This window comes from Actinoplanes xinjiangensis (assembly GCF_003148685.1).
GTDB classification, from domain to species: Bacteria; Actinomycetota; Actinomycetes; order Mycobacteriales; family Micromonosporaceae; genus Actinoplanes; species Actinoplanes xinjiangensis.
The window spans coordinates 16,287-34,225 of sequence record NZ_QGGR01000026.1; the positions used below are offsets into that span (position 1 = coordinate 16,287).

At 70.5% G+C, this 17,939-nt stretch carries 17 protein-coding genes; 12 read left to right on the forward strand and 5 right to left on the reverse strand.

Translation table 11 applies throughout. The annotated features are described in order from the left end of the window. Positions 1 to 2 precede the first annotated feature (2 nt). Positions 3 to 527: a peptidylprolyl isomerase gene (locus tag BC793_RS38075; RefSeq protein ID WP_109601470.1), complete on the reverse strand. Its 525-nt coding sequence runs from the start codon at positions 525 to 527 to the stop codon at positions 3 to 5. A gap of 167 nt (positions 528 to 694) precedes the next feature. Between BC793_RS38075 and BC793_RS38080 the strand changes: the two genes are divergently transcribed. Then, positions 695 to 1,231, forward strand: coding sequence for a hypothetical protein (locus tag BC793_RS38080; RefSeq protein WP_109601471.1), 537 nt, complete (start codon positions 695 to 697; stop codon positions 1,229 to 1,231). A 5-nt stretch (positions 1,232 to 1,236) separates the two neighbouring features. Here the strand turns inward: BC793_RS38080 and eccB are convergent, their stop codons facing one another. The 3 genes from eccB to BC793_RS38095 form a co-directional block, all read right to left on the reverse strand. After that, on the reverse strand, positions 1,237 to 2,553 hold the full coding sequence (gene eccB / locus BC793_RS38085; RefSeq protein WP_109601472.1) for a type VII secretion protein EccB: 1,317 nt from the start codon (positions 2,551 to 2,553) through the stop codon (positions 1,237 to 1,239). A 49-nt stretch (positions 2,554 to 2,602) separates the two neighbouring features. After that, the gene (locus BC793_RS38090) at positions 2,603 to 3,718 is read right to left on the reverse strand and encodes a magnesium and cobalt transport protein CorA (RefSeq protein ID WP_109601473.1); all 1,116 of its coding nucleotides are present in this window, start codon (positions 3,716 to 3,718) and stop codon (positions 2,603 to 2,605) included. A gap of 79 nt (positions 3,719 to 3,797) precedes the next feature. Beyond that, positions 3,798 to 4,892, reverse strand: a complete 1,095-nt coding sequence (locus tag BC793_RS38095; RefSeq protein ID WP_109601474.1) for an aminotransferase-like domain-containing protein — start codon at positions 4,890 to 4,892, stop codon at positions 3,798 to 3,800. A 122-nt stretch (positions 4,893 to 5,014) separates the two neighbouring features. Here BC793_RS38095 and BC793_RS38100 point away from each other — a divergent pair, with 122 nt between their 5' ends. Genes BC793_RS38100 through BC793_RS38110 form a run of 3 tightly spaced genes read left to right on the forward strand, consistent with a single transcriptional unit; the run spans position 5,015 to position 7,657 of the window. Continuing rightward, positions 5,015 to 5,746 carry a phosphocholine cytidylyltransferase family protein gene (locus BC793_RS38100; protein WP_109601475.1) on the forward strand — a complete coding sequence of 244 codons (732 nt, stop codon included), beginning with the start codon at positions 5,015 to 5,017 and terminating at the stop codon, positions 5,744 to 5,746. Then, positions 5,734 to 6,795 carry an iron-containing alcohol dehydrogenase family protein gene (locus tag BC793_RS38105; RefSeq protein WP_109601476.1) on the forward strand — a complete coding sequence of 354 codons (1,062 nt, stop codon included), beginning with the start codon at positions 5,734 to 5,736 and terminating at the stop codon, positions 6,793 to 6,795. Before BC793_RS38100 ends, BC793_RS38105 begins: the two co-directional genes overlap by 13 nt. Further along, entirely contained in the window at positions 6,776 to 7,657 is an 882-nt protein-coding gene (locus tag BC793_RS38110; protein WP_239170523.1) for a CDP-alcohol phosphatidyltransferase family protein, read from the forward strand. The genes BC793_RS38105 and BC793_RS38110 overlap by 20 nt, the downstream gene beginning before the upstream one ends. A 323-nt stretch (positions 7,658 to 7,980) precedes the next feature. Here the strand turns inward: BC793_RS38110 and BC793_RS38115 are convergent, their stop codons facing one another. Continuing rightward, on the reverse strand, positions 7,981 to 9,162 hold the full coding sequence (locus BC793_RS38115; RefSeq protein WP_109601478.1) for a glycosyltransferase family 4 protein: 1,182 nt from the start codon (positions 9,160 to 9,162) through the stop codon (positions 7,981 to 7,983). Between the two features lie 78 nt (positions 9,163 to 9,240). Here BC793_RS38115 and BC793_RS38120 point away from each other — a divergent pair, with 78 nt between their 5' ends. The 8 genes from BC793_RS38120 (at position 9,241) to BC793_RS38155 (ending at position 17,870) form a co-directional block, all read left to right on the forward strand. Next, positions 9,241 to 10,101 (forward strand): Fpg/Nei family DNA glycosylase, encoded by an 861-nt coding sequence (locus BC793_RS38120; RefSeq protein WP_109601479.1) that lies wholly within the window; start codon positions 9,241 to 9,243, stop codon positions 10,099 to 10,101. Between the two features lie 176 nt (positions 10,102 to 10,277). Beyond that, the gene (locus BC793_RS38125) at positions 10,278 to 11,861 is read left to right on the forward strand and encodes a sugar transferase (protein ID WP_109601480.1); all 1,584 of its coding nucleotides are present in this window, start codon (positions 10,278 to 10,280) and stop codon (positions 11,859 to 11,861) included. An 8-nt stretch (positions 11,862 to 11,869) separates the two neighbouring features. Continuing rightward, positions 11,870 to 13,063 (forward strand): sensor histidine kinase, encoded by a 1,194-nt coding sequence (locus BC793_RS38130; protein WP_109601481.1) that lies wholly within the window; start codon positions 11,870 to 11,872, stop codon positions 13,061 to 13,063. Continuing rightward, positions 13,060 to 13,800: a LytR/AlgR family response regulator transcription factor gene (locus BC793_RS38135; protein ID WP_109601482.1), complete on the forward strand. Its 741-nt coding sequence runs from the start codon at positions 13,060 to 13,062 to the stop codon at positions 13,798 to 13,800. The genes BC793_RS38130 and BC793_RS38135 overlap by 4 nt, the downstream gene beginning before the upstream one ends. Before the next feature lie 258 nt (positions 13,801 to 14,058). Then, positions 14,059 to 14,742 (forward strand): response regulator transcription factor, encoded by a 684-nt coding sequence (locus tag BC793_RS38140; RefSeq protein ID WP_109601483.1) that lies wholly within the window; start codon positions 14,059 to 14,061, stop codon positions 14,740 to 14,742. An 11-nt stretch (positions 14,743 to 14,753) separates the two neighbouring features. After that, positions 14,754 to 15,830, forward strand: coding sequence for a HAMP domain-containing sensor histidine kinase (locus BC793_RS38145; RefSeq protein WP_109601556.1), 1,077 nt, complete (start codon positions 14,754 to 14,756; stop codon positions 15,828 to 15,830). A 31-nt stretch (positions 15,831 to 15,861) separates the two neighbouring features. Continuing rightward, positions 15,862 to 16,251, forward strand: a complete 390-nt coding sequence (locus tag BC793_RS38150; protein WP_109601484.1) for a DUF485 domain-containing protein — start codon at positions 15,862 to 15,864, stop codon at positions 16,249 to 16,251. Then, positions 16,248 to 17,870: a sodium/solute symporter gene (locus BC793_RS38155; RefSeq protein ID WP_109601485.1), complete on the forward strand. Its 1,623-nt coding sequence runs from the start codon at positions 16,248 to 16,250 to the stop codon at positions 17,868 to 17,870. Before BC793_RS38150 ends, BC793_RS38155 begins: the two co-directional genes overlap by 4 nt. The last annotated feature ends 69 nt before the right edge of the window (positions 17,871 to 17,939 follow it).

Below are 17,939 nucleotides of genomic sequence, written 5' to 3' on the forward strand. Positions count from 1 at the left end.
ACTCAGGACCGCTCGATCACCACTCGCTCGATGACGACGTCCTCGCGCGGCCGGTCGCCCGGGCCGGTCGGCGTGTTCGCGATCGAGTCGACGACCTTCGCCGACTGCTCGTCCGCGACCTGGCCGAAGATGGTGTGCCGACGGTTCAGGTGCGGGGTCGGCGCGACCGTGATGAAGAACTGCGACCCGTTGGTGCCCGGCCCCGCGTTCGCCATGGCGAGCAGGTACGGACGGTCGAAGTGCAGCTCCGGGTGGAACTCGTCGCTGAACTGGTAACCCGGGCCGCCACGACCGGTGCCGGTCGGGTCGCCCAGCTGGATCATGAAGCCGGGGATGACCCGGTGCGAGATGGTGCCGTCGTAGTACGGCCCGCTACCCGGCTGGTTGGTCCGGGGGTCCTTGTACTCCTTGGTGCCCTCGGCCAGCTCCACGAAGTTCCGGACCGTCGCCGGGGCGTGGTCCTGGAAGAGCTGGAGGCGGATGACGCCGTGATTGGTGTGCAGGGTGGCGTAAAGGGTCTCGGCCACGGGTACTCCCGTCATCGTGATGGGCTGTTCTCGTGCAATTCGGATCCTGCCCCATGTCGGGGATCCGGCCGCGCGGGGGTACCCGAGAAGGCAACATGGCTGGAAGAAACCACAGGAGGTGGGCACTGGTGTTCGCAACGATTCGCCGACGGAGCCGGAAAGCGCAGATGCGCAACGAGCTCGGGCAGAGCGTCGACCACTTCAAGCGCGCGGCCTCGATCGCGGCTAACGAGACCAGCGCGACCGTCGCACCCAGGATCAACGCCGCCAGGGAGCGGGTCCAGCCGGCCGCCAGTGCCGCACGGGACGCCGCCTCGCAGAGCTGGGACAGCGCGCTCGCCGCGCTGAACGCCGCGTCGGAGAACGTCCGGCAGGCCGGTAAGACCACCCGTAAGGCGACCCGCAAGGAGCTGAAGTCCGAGGCCAAGCAGGCTCGCAAGCTTCAGAAGAAGGCGGAGAAGGCGGTTGGGCGCAAGCAGAAGAGCCGCACCGGCCGGCTCGCCGGCTGGGCGCTGCTCGGTACCGCTGTCGGGATCGGCGCCGCGTACGTCGCGCGTCGCCGTCGCGAGGCGCAGTGGGACGAGTACGAGCCCGCGTCGTCCCGCACCGGCGCCGACGACGCCGCGTTCGAGCCGATGGAGCCGACCGCATACACCACCGCGAACGGCACCGTCACCGAGCAGAGCAAGCAGGAACCCCGGTAGAACCGCTACCGTCGGCCGGCCCGGACCGGATCCAGGGCCGGACCGGCCGGCAGGTAGGCGACCAGCTGCGCCGGGATCCGGGTGGGACGCACACTGCCGTACCCGAACCGGCTCAGCAGGTCACGGCTCGCCAGCGGGTAGTACAGCCCCGCGTCGGTGATCAGGCTCACCGTGCCACTGCCTTCCGCCGCGTCCGGTGAGGCCGTCGCCTCCACCAGGGCGCCTTTGCCGCGGGCCACGTGCACCAGGTCGACCCGCGACTTGGCGGACGGGGCCGTTCCCGCCGGGATCGTGGCGTTCACCTTGACCGTGGCGCCCGGCAGGGTCAGGCAGGCACTCGCCGGGGCCTCGGTGACCGCCGGAACAGTGACGGGCAGACCGTCGGCCGCGGCGATCAGCTGGGTGTCCGACGGGGGCAGTTTGACGAACACCTCGGCGTCCACCGTGATCGGTGTCGTGGCCAGCAGTTTCGCCTGCATCTCGGTGAGCGCGGCGATGCCGTCCGCCAGCACGACGGCGAACGTCCGGCCATCGCCGGTCAGCACCTGTCCGACCTTGCGGCCGGCGATCACCGAGTTCTTCCGCCCGCCCGGGATCACCGGCGCGGTCAGGTCGGGACCGGCCGGGACGGCGTCGACCCAGGCGGTCGAGACGAGCCAGGGTCGCGTGCCGTACCACCCGAGGGCACGCTGGACGGCATCGACACGTGCGGCGGGCAGCAGGTGCCGCCGGCCGGCATGGATCAGATGGGTACGCCCGGACGCGTCCCGCACCAGCAGGCCACCGGCCGGCTCGCTGCCACCGGACGGAGCGGACCCGACGAGCAGGGTGCTGCGCGGCCGTCCCGCGACCGTGTCGGTGCACACCGACCAGGCGCCGCCGAGCAGGCTGCCGGCGGCCGGCAACGTGTCCGGGGCGTCCGGGATACCGAGCGGGGCGCCGAGCGGGAGCTTGGCCAGTTTCGCGGCCGGTACGGCCTTCATCTTCGGCGTGTCACTCTCGGTCAGCAGCAGCCCGGACGTGTAGTTCAGCACCGGATGCAGCTTGCCGTCGGACTTCAGATAGACGTACCGCGCGCCGCTGTTCTTCTCCACCAGCACCGACCCGGTGTCGTTCGCCTCGGCCATGCTGTGCCCGGTGAAGAGCCCGTAGACCGCGAAGCCGCCGACGATGAGAGCGGCGACCAGTAGGCCGACGAGTGCCGTGACGCCGGCCCGGCGCAGCGGTGACCGGTGTGGATCCGGGTCGTGCGAGACCAGCGCCGCGACCACACGCTGCACCGAGTACTGATACGAGTGCAGCTCATCCTGACGCGACGGCACCCCGACACTCTAGAGGTCGATCTCGATCCCGTGGGGGGGTCACCAGGGGTCACAACCATCCGTTGCGGCGTAGCGCGCGGTAGAGAGCGACCGTGACCAGCGACAACAACGCGATCAGGGCGGGGTAGCCGTACTTCCAGCCGGTTTCCGGCATGTAGTCGAAGTTCATCCCGTAGACCCCGGCGAAAGCGGTCCAGACCGTCGCGATGGCCGCCCAGGACGCGATCTTGCGCATGTCGTTGTTCTGGTCGACGGTCACCTGTGCCAGCCGCGCCTGGAGGATCGAGTTGAGCAGGTCGTCGTAGGAGGAGACCTGCTCGACCGTACGGGTCAGGTGGTCCTGCACGTCGCGGAAGTAGCGCCGGATCTCCTTGGGCACCACACCCTGACTGGACGTGATCGACGCGAGCGGACGCTGGAGCGGGACGACCGCCCGACGGAACTCCACGAGCTCTCGTTTGAGCTGGTAAACCTGCTGTATCGGGGCGATGCGGTCGCGGGAGAACACACCCTCCTCGATGATGTCGAGGTCGGCCTCGAAGTCGTCGGCCACCTCGAGATAGTGGTCGACCACCCGGTCGGTCACCGCGTAGGCCACCGCCCACGGGCCCTGCTGCAACAGCGCCGCCCGCTGCTTCTCCAGGTCGGCGCGGACCGGGGACATCTCGGAGGCGTCGCCGTGCCGGACGGTGATGACGAACCGCTCACCGATGAAGATCATCATCTGGCCGGTCTCGACCACCTGGGAGCTCTCGGTCAGCTCCTGGTGCGGCACGTACCGGGCGGTGCGCAGCACCAGGAAGTGCACGTCGTTGAACTGCTCCAGCTTCGGCCGCTGCTCGGCCTTGACCGCGTCCTCCACGGCCAGCTCGTGCAGGCCGTAGACCTGGGCGATGGCTGCCATCTCCGGCTCCTCCGGCTGGTGCAGACCCAGCCACACGAAAGCGCCGTCCCGGCTGCACGCCTCGGCGAGCGCCTGGTCCGGGCTGAAGTCACCGGGCAGGCGGTGGCCGTCGACGTAGACGCCACAGTCCACCACGGAGCTGGTGCCGGCGGCGTCGAAACCCGGCCGGCCCGGGTTGTCACCGTTGTTGAGCAGACCCCGCATCCGCTCGGCCCACACCTTGCCGAGGGGCCGGCCCCGGGTCCATGAACGTTCCGTCATGCGCAGCCTCCCCCGGGACGACAAACCAGCCGAGGGTACCCGCGCCGGGCGAACATCAGTCCACCCGGCGCGGCGCACCTCAGCCCCGTACCTCCTCGATCGCCTCGGCGAGCCGCCGCACACCCTCGTCGATCTGGTCGACGGTGACCGCGGAGTAGGCGAGGCGCAGCGAGCTGTGGCCGCCCTCCAGCAGGAAGTCGCTGCCCTTGACGACCGCGACCCCCTTCTTCATCGCGGCCGGGAACAGCTTGTCCACATCGACGTCGGAGGGCAGGTCCACCCAGAGGAAGTAACCACCGTCCGGCTCGGTGAAGGTGGCGCCGGGGATGTGCTTGCGGATCGACTCGGCCAGCACCCGGGCGCGTTCGCCCAGCGCGGCGCTGACCGTCCGCACCGACTTCTCGATGTCGCCGGACACACAGAACTGGTGCACGATCGCCTCGGACACCATGCCCGGGGAGATGTAGAGGTTGGTCGCCTTCTTCGCGATCGCGTCGATCAGCGCGGCCGGGCCGACCAGGTAACCGACGCGGACGCCGGGGCAGACCGTCTTGGTGAAGCTGGAGGCGTGCACGACCAGGTTCTCGGTGTCCAGCGACAGCATCGAGGGCAGCGGCTCGCCACGGAACCGGATGTCCACATACGGGTCGTCCTCGAAGATGAGGAACTCGTACTGCTCGGCCAGGGCCAGCAGTGCGCGCCGCTTCTCGTCGGAGAGCGTCACACCGGCCGGGTTCTGGTAGTTCGGGATGATGTGCGCCAGCTTCGGCCGCACCCCGGACTCGAGCAGCGCACGCAGCTCGTCGGTGTCGATCCCGTCCGGCTGAACGGTGACCTGGTGCACCTTGGCACCCAGGTTCTGGAGGTTGAGCAGCGTCCGGTCGTAGGTCGGGCGCTCCACGACCACGTCGTCGCCCGGCTTGACCAGGTGCCCGAAGAGGAAGGCGTCCGCCTGGAGCGAGCCGTTCGTCACGATGACCTGGTCGGGGGAGACGTTGTGCTTGTCGGCGATCCACTTCCGCAGCGGGAGGTAGCCGACGGAGGTGCCGTACGCGGTGACCCCGGCGGGATCGGCGTCGAAGGCGCGCGCGGCGGCGGCCTTGAGGCCCTCCACGTCGACGATGTCCAGCGACGGAGCGCCACGGGCAAAGGAGATCAGCTGCTCAGCGGTCATACCCGACAGCTTAGAAGCCGGGTCTATACCATTTTCCGTGTGCCCCTCGCGAGTCCTACGGATGGGACACATGCCGTTATCCTCGCTGGGCACCCCTCATCGCATTGGAAGGAACCACCCCCATGATCGGATTGGTACTCGCCGCCGGCGCCGGCCGCAGGCTGCGCCCGTACACGGACACGCTTCCGAAGGCGCTGGTCCCCGTGGACGGGGAGACCACGATCATGGACATCTCGCTCCGTAACCTCGCGGCCGCCGGCCTGTCCGAGGTCACCATCGTCGTCGGCTACTGCGCCGGCGCGGTGGAGGAGCGCGTCGAGGGTTTCGAGCAGAAGTACGGCGTGAAGATCTCCCTGGTTCACAACGACAAGGCCGAGGAGTGGAACAACGCCTACTCCCTGTGGCTCGCCCGGGACCACTTCGCCCAGGGCGCGCTGATGGTGAACGGCGACACCGTCCACCCGGTCGGCGTGGAGCACACCCTGCTGGCCAAGCGCGGCCCGAGCATCCTCCTCGCTGTCGACACTGTGAAGAAGCTGGCTGACGAGGAGATGAAGACCGTCTTCAATGCGGATGGCCAGCTCACCAAAATCACGAAGCTGATGGAGCCGTCCGAGGCGTACGGCGAGTACATCGGCGCCAACATCATCGAGGCGTCCGCGGCCGGCAAGCTGGCCGACGCGCTCAAGGCGACCTTCGAGAAGGACCCGAACCAGTTCTACGAGGACGGCTTCCAGCTCTACGCCGACCGCGGCAACGAGGTGCGGGCCGCGGAGATCGGCGAGGTCTCCTGGGTCGAGGTCGACAACCACGAGGACCTGGCGAAGGCGCGGGACATCGCATGCCGCTACTAGCCCGTAGCGTCCAGACCCCGCTGCACATCGAGGTGCGGCGGGGCGCGGTCGCCGACCTCGGCAAGATCCTTCAGGACGGGCGCATCTCGTCCGGCGGGGACGTCGCCGTGGTGGTCGGGCCGGGCCTCGGTGAGAGGGTCGTCGACCTGCTCCGCCCGTCGCTGAACTCGGCGGAGATCTACGTCACCGGCGGCGGCACCCTGGACGCCGCCCTGGAGCTGTCCAACAAGCTGCGCTCCGGCCACTTCGACGCGGTCGTCGGCATCGGCGGCGGCAAGACCGTCGACACCGCGAAATACGCCGCGAGCCGCTGGGGCCTGCCGATGGTCTCGGTCGCGACGAGCCTCGCCAACGACGGCATCGCCTCCCCGGTGGCCAGCCTGGTCAACGACGGCATCAAGGGGTCGTACGGGGTGCACATCCCGTTCGGTGTGATCGTCGACCTGGACTTCGTCGAGCACGGCCCCGAGTTGGTCAACCGGGCCGGCATCGGTGACGTGATCAGCAACATCAGCGCCCTCGCCGACTGGGAGCTGGCCCGCCAGGTCCGCGGCGAACCGGTCGACGGCCTGGCCGCCTCCCTGGCCCGGATGGGCGCCGAGGCGATCCTGACCATGCCCGGCGACATGTCCGACGACGCGTTCGTCACCGTGCTCGCCGAGGCCCTGATCTCCAGCGGCCTGGCGATGGCGGTGTGCGGCAGCAGCCGGCCGTCCAGCGGCGGCTGCCACGAGATCATGCACGCCGTCGACTCGCTCTTCCCGGACACCGCGTCGCACGGCGAGCTGGCCGGTATGGGCGCGCTGTTCTGCACGTTCCTGCGCGGTGACGAGCGCCGGCTCAAGCAGATGTCGGACTGTCTGGCCCGGCACCAGCTCCCCCGTACGCCGTCCGACGTCGGCCTCGACGCCGACCAGTTCGTGCAGGTCATCGAGTTCGCGCCGCGTACCCGCCCGGACCGCTACACCATCCTGGAACACCTCGCCATGACGCCGGAGCAGACCCGGCAGAAGCTGGCCGAATACAACGATGTCATCGCGACCCTCTGACCACGGCAACGGCCGCCCTCTCACCGAGGGCGGCCGCCCGCCCGCCGCGCGCTCCGGCGTCAATCCCACCCGGATCGACAACCCCGGCGCGGCGCCCGCGTCCGGTCCGGCACCGTCGGCGGCCGCCGGGTCGTCCGGTCCTTCCGGCACACCCTTGAGGGGTACGCCCACAGCAGCCGACTACTACGCGGCCAACCGCGGTGGCGGCCTGTTCAGCGAGGGTGTCAGCCAGCGGATCGGCGCCCGGATCGCGGTCGCCGCACACAAGCGGCACCTGTCCCCGACCGTCCTGTCGATCCTCAACCTGGGCCTGGGCTGCCTGGTCTCGTTCATCGTGATCGCCACCGCCGGCCCGGTCGCCGACAGGACCCTGTGGGCCGCCCCGATCGGCCTGCTCGCTCTGGTCGGCTGGCAGCTCGCCTACGCCTTCGACTGCGCCGACGGCCAGCTGGCCCGGGTGACCGGCCAGTCCAGCCCCGCCGGTGGCCGCCTCGACGTGCTGTGCGACGTGGCGGTCCAGTGCTCTCTGGTCGCCGCCCTGGCCGCGACCGCGATAGCGCAGGAACCGGCCACTCCCGCCTGGCTGCTCGCCGCGTTCGCCGCCACCTGGATGGTCAACCTGGTCACCTCGGTGATGCAGTCCGGAACCCAGGCCGCCAGCATGGTGAACAGCACGTCGTTCCCGGTCCGCGTCGCCAAGCTGGTCCGCGACTACGGTGCCGTGATCGCCCTGGCCGGCGTGGTCCTGACGATCGCGCCGCAGTGGGCGGTCTGGTTCGTCGCCCTGTTCACCCTGATCAACGGTGGTTTCCTGGCCGCATCGATCGCCTTCGCCGGCCGAGCCGCCCTAAAGGGCTCCTGACCCCGACCAGCTGGCCCCCACCGCTGCCTCACAGGCCCCGAGACAACGCTGACGACCAGCCGACACCACCCGGCTGGCTCCCACCGCTGCCTCACGCCTGCCGAGACAACGGTGACGACCAGCCAGCACGACCCGGCTGGCTCCCACCGCTGCCTCACACGCGTTGAGACAGCGGTGACGACCAGCCGACACCACCCGGCTGGCTCCCACCGCTGCCTCGCGCGTGTTGAGACAGCGGTGAGGACCAGCCGGCACCGCCCGGCTGGCTCCCAACGGTGTCTCGCGCCTGCTGGGGCAGCGGTGGGGGCCGGCTGGGGCGGGGTCTACCGCTTGCCGGTGAGGCTGCCGGCCATCTCCGCGTAGATGGAGATCAGGCGGGGGGTCAGGACGTCGGGGTGGAAGTGTTCCCGGTAGCGGGCGCGGGCGGCGACAGCCGCCGCGGCCGCATCGGCGCGGGCCAGCGGAAGAGCGGCCGCAAGCGAGACCGGATCGGGCTCGGCGAGCCAGCCGGCGGCGGCCGGGCCGGTGCCGACCAGGTAGGGGATGCCGCCGACCGCGGTGCCGAGGACGGCCCGCCCGGTGGACATCGCTTCCAGGATCACCGTGGGCAGCACGTCCTCCCAGGTGGGGACGGCGACGACGACGGCCGAGGCCTGCCGGGCGGCGGTCATGCCGGCCCGGTCGAGCGGGCCGAGGTAGACCACGTCGGAGCGTTCGGCGGCGGCCGCCTCGGCGAGCGGCCGCAACTCACCGTCGCCGGCGATGCGCAGCAGGCCGAGACTGCCGTCGGGGTGCCGGCGCCAGGCGTCGAGGAGCAGGCCGAGGCCCTTCTCCGGGGAGAGCCGGGCACCGTAGAGGAAGCCCTCACCGAGGGGCGCCGGGTCACCGGGGTCGGGCAGCCCGTTCGGCTTGATCACGATGCGGTCGGCCGGGATGCCGTAATCGGTGAGGTGTGCGGCGATCTTGTCGGTGAGGGCGATGTAGCGGTCCACCGACCGCCAGGTGGGCCGGTGCACGGCCAGCGTCGTCGCCATGATGGCGCTCTGCGCGGCTGATCCGCGGTAGCAGCGGTTCCTGATCGCGGGCAGACCGATCAGTTTGCCGCGGCAGTCGTGGCAGTTGTGGCCGTCCCGGAAGTAGAGGCCGGACGAGCAGACCTGCCGGTAGTTGTGCACGGTCTGGACCACCGGGACGCCGTGGGCGTGCGCGGTACGGATCACCCAGGGCGAGAGCAACGGGTACGGGTTGTGCAGGTGCACCACGTCCGGGCGTTCGGCCCGGAGCACCGCCGCGAGTTCACGCTGGGCCGCCGCGCCGTAGACCGGGGAGATCGGCAGCAACGCCTTGCGTGCCGCCGACATCGCGTCGATCGAATCCGAACTGCGCTGGAACGGAACCACCTCGACGCCGGCCTCCCGCAGCTGGCCGATCTCCGTGTCGACGATCACGTTCTCGCCGGAGGGGATCGCCTCGCGGTACCGGTTGTGCGCCACCACCACCTTCATGGGGCGGAGCCTAACGGTCCGCACTGCGGGGCTCGCTTCGCTCTCTCCTCATTCGGACGGGAACGCTACCGTGAGGAGGTGCCCGAACTTCCCGAGGTAGAGGCGCTCGCCGCCTATCTGCGTGAGCGTGCGGTCGGCCGCGCCGTGGAACGCTTCGAAGTCGCCTCGTTCAGTGCTCTGAAGACCTATGATCCGCAGCCGTCGGCGCTGGCCGGGCTGGCCGTCACGAGTGCCGGGCGGCACGGCAAGTTCCTGGACGTCGGTGTCGGTGACGACCTGCATCTGGTCGTGCATCTGGCCCGGGCGGGCTGGCTGCACTACCGGGAGTCGTTCAAGTCGCCGGCCCCGCTGAAACCGGGCAGTGGCCCGATCGCGGTGCGGGTGCGGCTGGACGACGGGTCCGGGTTCGACCTGACCGAAGCCGGTACGCAGAAGTCGCTGGCCGCCTATGTGGTGCGCGATCCGTCCGAGGTGCCCGGGGTGGCCCGGCTCGGCCCGGATGCCCTGGCGGTGTCGCTGGAGGAGTTCGCGACCCGCATCCGGGGGCGAAAAGGACAGATCAAAGGGGTGCTCGTCGACCAGGAGGTGCTCGCGGGTATCGGTAACGCGTACTCCGACGAGATCCTGCACGCCGCGAGACTGTCCCCTTTCGCGCTGACCGGAAAACTGAGCGATGAGCAGGTCGCCACGCTGTACGAGGCGATGCGCGAGATCGAGACGGACGCGGTGGCGCGTTCGGTGGGGCAGAAGGCGGCCGAGCTCAAGGGCGAGAAACGCGCCGGTATGCGGGTGCACGCCCGGACCGGCCTGCCGTGCCCGGTCTGTGGCGACACGGTCCGGGAGGTGTCGTTCGCGGACAAGAGTCTCCAGTACTGTGCGACCTGCCAAACCGGAGGGAAACCGCTGGCGGACCGCCGGTTGTCCAAGCTGGTCCGGTGAGCCGCTACCGGATGATGACAGTGCGTATACATCACGATTGCCGCCGTCACGTCACCTTCTCTCCGGCCGATCCATCGGTATAGTGGCCCGGTCCCTGGCAACCGTCTTGACGCGAACGGGTATCGGCGGACCCGCCGATGATCCCAAGGTCGTGGCGGTGCGTAATCTTTTTCCGGATGCGGGAGGACGTAGGCGGAGTGACTACTAGCCTGCATCGCCCAACTACCGACAGCAGCCGGAGCAGACCCGTGCGGTACGACAGCTTCGAGTGGCAGGAGCCGCCACCGAGCAACGGGGTGCCGCGGAACGCTTGGGGCCGGCAAAGCCGCAGAGTGTCCCGCTGGCACCGGCCGTACACGGTCCTGCTCATCGTCTTCGATTTGATCTCCACGCTCGGCGCCAGCCACATCGCCAGTTCGCTGGAGAAGTCGCAGGCCGGTTTCCAGAACCGGTCCTGGGCCTTCCTCGACGGCACGGAGCTGTTCAACTTCTTCGCGTACGTCGTGCTGCCGCTCGGCTGGCTCGTCCTGCTGTGGACCAACGGCACCTACGACCGGCGCTACCTCGGTCTGGGCAGCGAAGAGTTCAAGCGGGTCCTGCGGACCTCGGTCACCGTCGTCGCCGCCGTCTCGCTGCTCGCGTTCGCCACCAAGGCCGACCTGTCCCGTGGGACGGTCGCCACGGTGTCGCTGAGCGCCCTGCTGCTCCTGCTCCTGGGCCGGGCCATCGCCCGGCAGATCCTGCACCTGGCCCGCCGACGGACCGGTCACGGCGCGCACCGGATGGTGCTGGTCGGCACCCTGCCGGAGGCGCTGGAGGTCTACACCGCGGTCACCCGCAGCCCGGCCGCCGGCCTCATCCCGGTCGCGATCCACCTGACGGACGGGTTCTCGGCGGCCCGCGGTATCGAGACTCCGGTTCCGGTCTACGCCGGGCGCGACGTGCTCTCCCTGGTCCGTGAGGTGGGAGCCGACACGATCGCGGTCTGCGGCTCCGCCAGTTCCGAGCCCGGTGAGCTGCGCCGTCTGGCCTGGCAGTTGGAGGGCACCGGCGTCGACCTGGTGGTCGCGCCCCAGCTCACCGACATCGCCGGGCCGCGTGTGCACATCCGCCCGATCGAGGGCCTGCCGCTCCTGCACGTCGAGGAGCCGACCCTGTCCGGGCCCGGCTGGCTGGTGAAGAACCTGATGGACCGGATCGCGGCGGGTCTCGGTCTGCTGGTGATCAGCCCGATCCTGCTGCTCATCGCGCTCGGCATCCGGATGTCCGACCCGGGTCCGGTGTTCTTCCGGCAGACCCGCGTCGGCCACGACGGCCGCACGTTCCGGGTGTGGAAGTTCCGGACGATGTATGTGGACGCCGAGGAGCGTAAGGCCACGCTGGACGAGCTCAACGAGACCGACGGCATGCTCTTCAAGATGAAGCACGACCCGCGGATCTTCTCGTTCGGGGCGAAGCTGCGGGCCACCTCGATGGACGAGCTGCCACAGCTGATCAACGTGCTGAAGGGCGAGATGTCCCTGGTCGGCCCGCGCCCGCTGCCCGCGGACGACGGCGACTACCTGGGCGATGTGCGGCGGCGACTGCTGGTGCGCCCCGGCATGACCGGGTTGTGGCAGGTCAGCGGCCGCTCCGACCTGTCCTGGGACGAGGCGGTCCGGCTGGACCTCTACTACGTCGACAACTGGTCCCTGACCTACGACCTGAGCATCCTGTGGCGCACCATCGGCGTGGTTCTCCGACGCAAGGGCGCCTACTAGGACCCGGCATGACGGGCCAGGTCGGAAGCGTGGTGGCGGTGGTCGCCGTGCTCGCCGCCCTGGCCACGGCCGTGGTGGCGGTGCTGCGGCTGCGGGCGCGGCGCGGGATCGCCACGGCGATGCAGCGGGCCACGTACGACGTTCTGCACACGGCGGTACTCGCGGCCGAGCCGCTGCGCGCCGGCCTGACGTCGGCGACGGCCGGAAAAGCGGTCCGGCATCTGCGGGTGCTGGTCGGTTCGGTGGGCCTGGCGATCGTCGACGGGGACAAATGCCTGGCGTACGACGGCCGGGGCTCCCACCACGAACAGGAGCTGATCGCGGCGGCGCGCAAGGCGGTGAAGGCACAGCGTTCGGTCGTACTCAACGGGTCTGATCTGTCCTGTGACCGCGTCGACTGCGTGGCGCGTGGTGCGGTGATCGCGCCGTTGGGCGGGCCGGGTGGTGCGGCGAAGGCCGCGCTGATCGCGGTGGCCGACGGGCAGCCGGCGCCGGGTCTGGTGCAGGCGACGCTGGAGGCGGCACGCTGGGCCGGGTCGCAGTTGGCGGTGGCCGAGCTGGAGTCGTCGCGGGAGCGGCTGGCCCGGGCCGAGGTGCGGGCGCTGCGGGCGCAGATCAGCCCACATTTCATCTACAACGCGCTCACCGCGATCGCGTCGTTCGTGCGCACCGACCCGGAGCGGGCGCGGGAGCTGATCCTGGAGTTCGCCGAGTTCACCCGCTACTCGTTCCGGGCGCACGGCGAGTTCACCACGCTGGCCGAGGAGCTGCGGTCGATCGATCGTTATCTGACGATCGAGCGGGCCCGGTTCGGGGACCGGCTACAGGTGCGGCTCCAGATCGCCCCGGAGGTGCTGGGAGTGGGTCTTCCGTTCCTGTGTCTGCAGCCGCTGGTGGAGAACGCGGTCCGGCACGGGCTGTCGCGTAAGCCGGGCGTCGGTATGGTGAGCATCCAGGCACGCGACGCGGGGGCGGAGTGCCACATCACGGTCGAGGACGACGGGGTCGGCATGGATCCGGCGGTGTTCACGCTGGACGGGCCGGACTCCGAGGACGGGCAGCACGTCGGTCTGGTGAACGTGGACGAACGTCTGCGGTCGGTCTTCGGCGACCACAACGGCCTGGTGGTGGAGACCGCACCCGGCTCGGGTACGAAAGTGAGCATGCGGGTGCCGAAGTTCCACCCCCAGGTGCGGGCATGAGCAGCCTCGTCGTGCTCGCCGTCGACGACGAGCCACCGGCGCTCGATGAGCTGGCCTATCTGCTGAACGCGGACGGCCGGGTGGCGCACGTGCACCGGGCCGGTGACGCGACCGAGGCGCTGCGGGTGCTGCGGGACACCGAGGTGGACGCGGTGTTCCTGGACATCCGGATGCCCGGCCTGGACGGTATGGAGCTGGCCCGGATCCTGCGGCGGTTCGCGCAGCCACCGGCGATCGTCTTCGTGACCGCCTACGACGACGGTGCGGTGGACGCCTTCGACCTGGGCGTGACCGACTATGTGCGCAAGCCGGTGCGGGCCGAGCGGCTGGCCGAGTCACTGCGCCGGGTGGCGGGCCTGCAGGCGGCGCCGGCACCGCCGGTTCCGGCCGACGAGCCGGCCATCCCGGTGGAGCTGGCCGGCACCACGCGCATGCTGCCGCGGTCGTCGGTGCGGTGGGTGGAGGCGCAGGGCGACTACGCCCGCCTGCACACCGGGGAGACCTCCCATCTGGTACGTGTCTCGCTGGCGACCCTGGCCGAGCGGTGGGCCAACGCCGGTTTCGTCCGCATCCACCGCTCGTATCTGGTGCAGTTACGGCTGGTCACCGAGTTGCGCCTGACCGGCTCGGGCTACGTGGTGGCGGTCGACGGTGCGGAACTTCCGGTGAGTCGCCGGCACACCCGGGAGCTGAAAGATCGCTTGATCAGAGCCGCGAAACACGACTGGAACCGCTGAATCCACACGGTTGTCCACAGCCTCACCGGCTTGTCCACAGAGTTATCCACAGGCTCGGAGCGGTTATCCCGGATCAGTGCCAATCCGCGCCGTGCCCGCGCTGTGCGGGCGTACCCGCTCACAGGATGCATCTCCACAGCTTGTTCACATCTCCACCGCCGGCTCTGCGCAGGCGATCAATAAGCTCCTGGCCACCGGCCGGTGCGTCACGGGGGCACACCGGCCGGCGACCAGGGCTGCCCGGGAGGTGCCAGGAGCATGGAGAGTGTCGAGCGACGGGTCCTCGTCGTGGAGGACGAGCGCGCCATCGCGGACGCGGTGGCCGCCCGGCTTCGCGCCGAGGGCTTCCTGGTGCAGGTGGCCGGAGACGGACCCGGTGCGGTCGCCGCGGTCCGCCAGACCCCGCCGGATCTGATCGTCCTCGACGTCATGCTGCCCGGCTTCGACGGCCTCGAGGTGTGCCGGCGGATCCAGGACCAGCGGATACCGGTGCTGATGCTGACCGCCCGCGACGACGAGACGGACCAGCTGGTCGGCCTGGCGGTCGGCGCCGACGACTACATGGTCAAACCGTTCTCGATGCGGGTCCTGGCGGCCCGGGTGCACGCGCTGCTGCGCCGGGCGGACCGGGTCGCCGCCCCGGCACCGGCGCCCGGTCTGCGGCTCGGTGATCTGGAGATCAACCACGCGGAGCGGCGGGTGCTGCGCGGTGGTGTCGAGGTGCATCTGACACCGACCGAGTTCGACCTGCTCACGCATCTGGCCGGTAGGCCGCGCACGGTCGTGCCCCGGGAGCGGCTGCTGACCGAGGTGTGGGGCTGGGCCGACACGTCCGGCACCCGGACGGTGGACAGCCACGTCAAGGGCCTGCGGCGCAAGCTGGGAGCGGACCTGATCCGTACGGTCCACGGCGTCGGATACGCCCTGGAGGTCGACCGGTGATCAGCCGGCTGATGGTGCGGGTCCACGACCTGGTCGCCCCGCTGTCGGCCTGGTTGCCCCGGCCGCTCGACCCGGTCCGGTCGATCAAGGCGAAGCTCTCCCTGGCGCTCGGGTTCGCCGGTGGGGTGGGCCTGCTGGTGTTCCTGTGGAGCATCGACTTCTACCGCGTCGACCTGCTGTGGATGGCGATCGCCGCGGCTCTCGGCCTGGTCACGTTGCAGGTGATGGCGCACGGTGCGACCGTGCCGCTGCGGGAGATGACGGTCGCGGCCCGGGAGATGGCCCACGGCGACTACACCCGGCGGATCCGGACCCGGTCGCAGGACGAGGTGGGCGAGCTGGCCTCGGCGTTCAACCAGATGGCGGCGGATCTGGCGGCCTCCGACCGGCAGCGGCGTGAGCTGATCGCGAACGTGTCGCACGAATTGCGTACGCCGATCACCGCCCTGCGGGGCCTGCTGGAGAACATCGTCGACGGGGTGGCCGCGGCCGAGCCGGAGACGATGGAGACCGCCCTGGCCCAGACCGAGCGGCTCAGTCGCCTGGTCACCGACCTGCTCGACCTGTCCCGGCTGGACGCCGGGGTGGTGCCGATGCGGCGGGAGCCGATCGACGTGCCGGTCTTCCTGGACCGGGTGGCGCGGGAGGCCACGGTGAACGCCGGCGGCACCGGCCACGACGTGCGTTTCGAGGTGTCGGCGCCCCGCCTGGTGGTGCCCGGCGACCGGGAACGCCTGCATCAGGTCTTCGCGAACCTGCTGGACAACGCGGCCCGGCACAGCCCGCCCGGCGGGGTCGTCACGGTCCGGGCCGAGCGCCACGACGATCACGTGGTGCTGGCCGTCGTGGACCAGGGCGACGGGATCCCCGCCGGGGAACGGGAGCGGGTCTTCGAGCGGTTCACCCGGGGTGAGCGGGCCACCGGCGGCGGCACCGGGCTGGGCCTGGCGATCGCGCGCTGGGTGGTGCAGCTGCACCGGGGCACCATCGCCGTGGTCGAGCCGGACGACCGGCGCGGGTGCCACATCCAGGTACGACTTCCGCTCCGGGCACCTGAGGAGAGTGCGCGGACACCGTCGCGGTCTTGACATTCGGCGGAGGGCGGAGAGACTGCCGGACATGGTCGTCGATGATCCGCCCCCGCGCCCACGCGTGACGGTCGTGCTCGCCGATGCCGCCGCCCGGCGCGGCGCGGCCGACCGTGGCAGCAGCGACCTCACCGAGCAGACCCCGATCGGTGAGGCGCTCGTCAAGGGCCTGGTCCGTGCGCAGTTCGCACTCGCGCTGCGGCTCGCCCTGGTGGTCGCGGCCGGACTGGGCACCCTGCCACTGCTGTTCGCCGTCGCGCCGGCCGTCGGCGAGGTCAAGGTCTTCGGCGTGCACCTGCCGTGGGTCCTGCTCGGGGTGCTGTCGTTCCCGTTCCTGGTGCTGGTCGGCGCGGCCTACGTGCGCTGGGCGGAACGTAACGAGCAGGACTTCGCGGCCCTCATCCGCAGGCCGGAGCCGTGAACCCGTACCTGGCGCCCGGCCTGGTCCTGGTCCTGCTGCTGACCGTGGCGATCGGGGCGTACGGCCTGCGCTTCGCCCGGACCACATCGGACTTCCTGGTCGCCTCCCGATCGGTGAGCCCGTCCTGGAACGCGGCCGCGATCAGCGGTGAATACCTGTCGGCCGCGTCCTTCCTCGGGGTGGCCGGACTGATACTGCGCTACGGCGTGGACGTGCTCTGGTACCCCGTCGGGTTCGCCGCCGGTTATCTGGCGCTGCTGCTGTTCGTGGCCGCCCCGCTGCGCCGCTCCGGGGCGTTCACCCTGCCCGACTTCTGCGAGGTACGGCTCAGGTCGACCGCGCTGCGCCGGCTGGCGACCGCGTTCGTGCTGTTCATCGGCTGTCTCTACATGCTGCCCCAGTTGCAGGGGGCCGGTCTGACGTTCGCCACGCTGACCGGTGGGTCGTACGCCTGGGGTGCCCTGGTGGTGGCCGTGGTGGTGACGGCGAACGTGGCGTTCGGCGGGATGCGGGCGATCACCTTCGTGCAGGCGTTCCAGTACTGGCTGAAGCTGACCGCTCTGGCCGTACCGATCATCTTCCTGGTCCTCCAGTGGCAGGCCGACGGCCGCCCCGCGGTGACGCCGCCGCCGGGCGCGGTCTTTCCGGCGGCGACGACCGTGACGATCCAGCAGGACGCGGTCCTGGACGGTACCCAGCGGGTCGAGAAGGGCCAGGAGCTGCATTTCGACCAGGGCGCGCCGGTACCGACGGTGAGCACCGTGGACGCGGAGTCCGGCGACGCGTGGCTCCTGCCCGGCGGGACCGGACTGTTCTCGACCTACTCCCTGATCCTGGCGACGTTCCTCGGGACGATGGGACTCCCGCATGTGCTCGTGCGCTTCTACACCAATCCGGACGGCGCCTCGGCCCGCCGCACCACCCTCGTGGTGCTCGCCATGGTCGGCCTCTTCTACCTGCTCCCGACGGTGTACGGGGTCCTCGGCCGGATCTACACACCGCAGCTGCTGATGACCGGCAACACCGATGCGGTGGTGCTGCTGCTGCCCGAGGCGGTCCTGGGCGACGGCCATCTGGGCCGGCTGCTCGGCGCCCTGGTCACCGCGGGCGCGCTGGCCGCCTTCCTCTCCACCTCGTCCGGCCTGCTGACCAGCGTCGCCGGGGTGATCTTCACGGATGTGCTGCGACCGGGCCGCAACGGCTCGATCCGGGACTTCCGGATCGCCACCCTGCTGGCCGCGTCGGTGCCGACCGGACTGGCCCTGTTCGTGTCCGACATGGACGTCTCCCGGGTCGTCGGGCTGGCGTTCGCGGTCGCGGCGTCGAGCTTCTGCCCGCTGCTGGTGCTCGGTATCTGGTGGCGGCGGCTCACCGACGTCGGTGCGATCGCCGGCCTGATCGCCGGCGGCGGTGCGGCGATGGCGGCGGTCCTGCTGACCGTCCTGGGGCCGCCGCTGACCGGCTGGCCGGCCGAGATCATCGGGCAGCCGGCCGCCTGGACCGTGCCGCTGGCCTTCCTCGTCATGGCCGGCGTCTCCCTGGCCACCGGCCGCCGCGTCCCCCCGGACGTCGGCGCGACGATGCTGCGCCTGCACGCTCCCGAGGCCCTCCGAAGCTGAGTGGGCCCGGCGGCCGTACCGCCGCGGTCGTTGATTTAAGGATCTTTAATGTTGGACCCTCGACCGCGC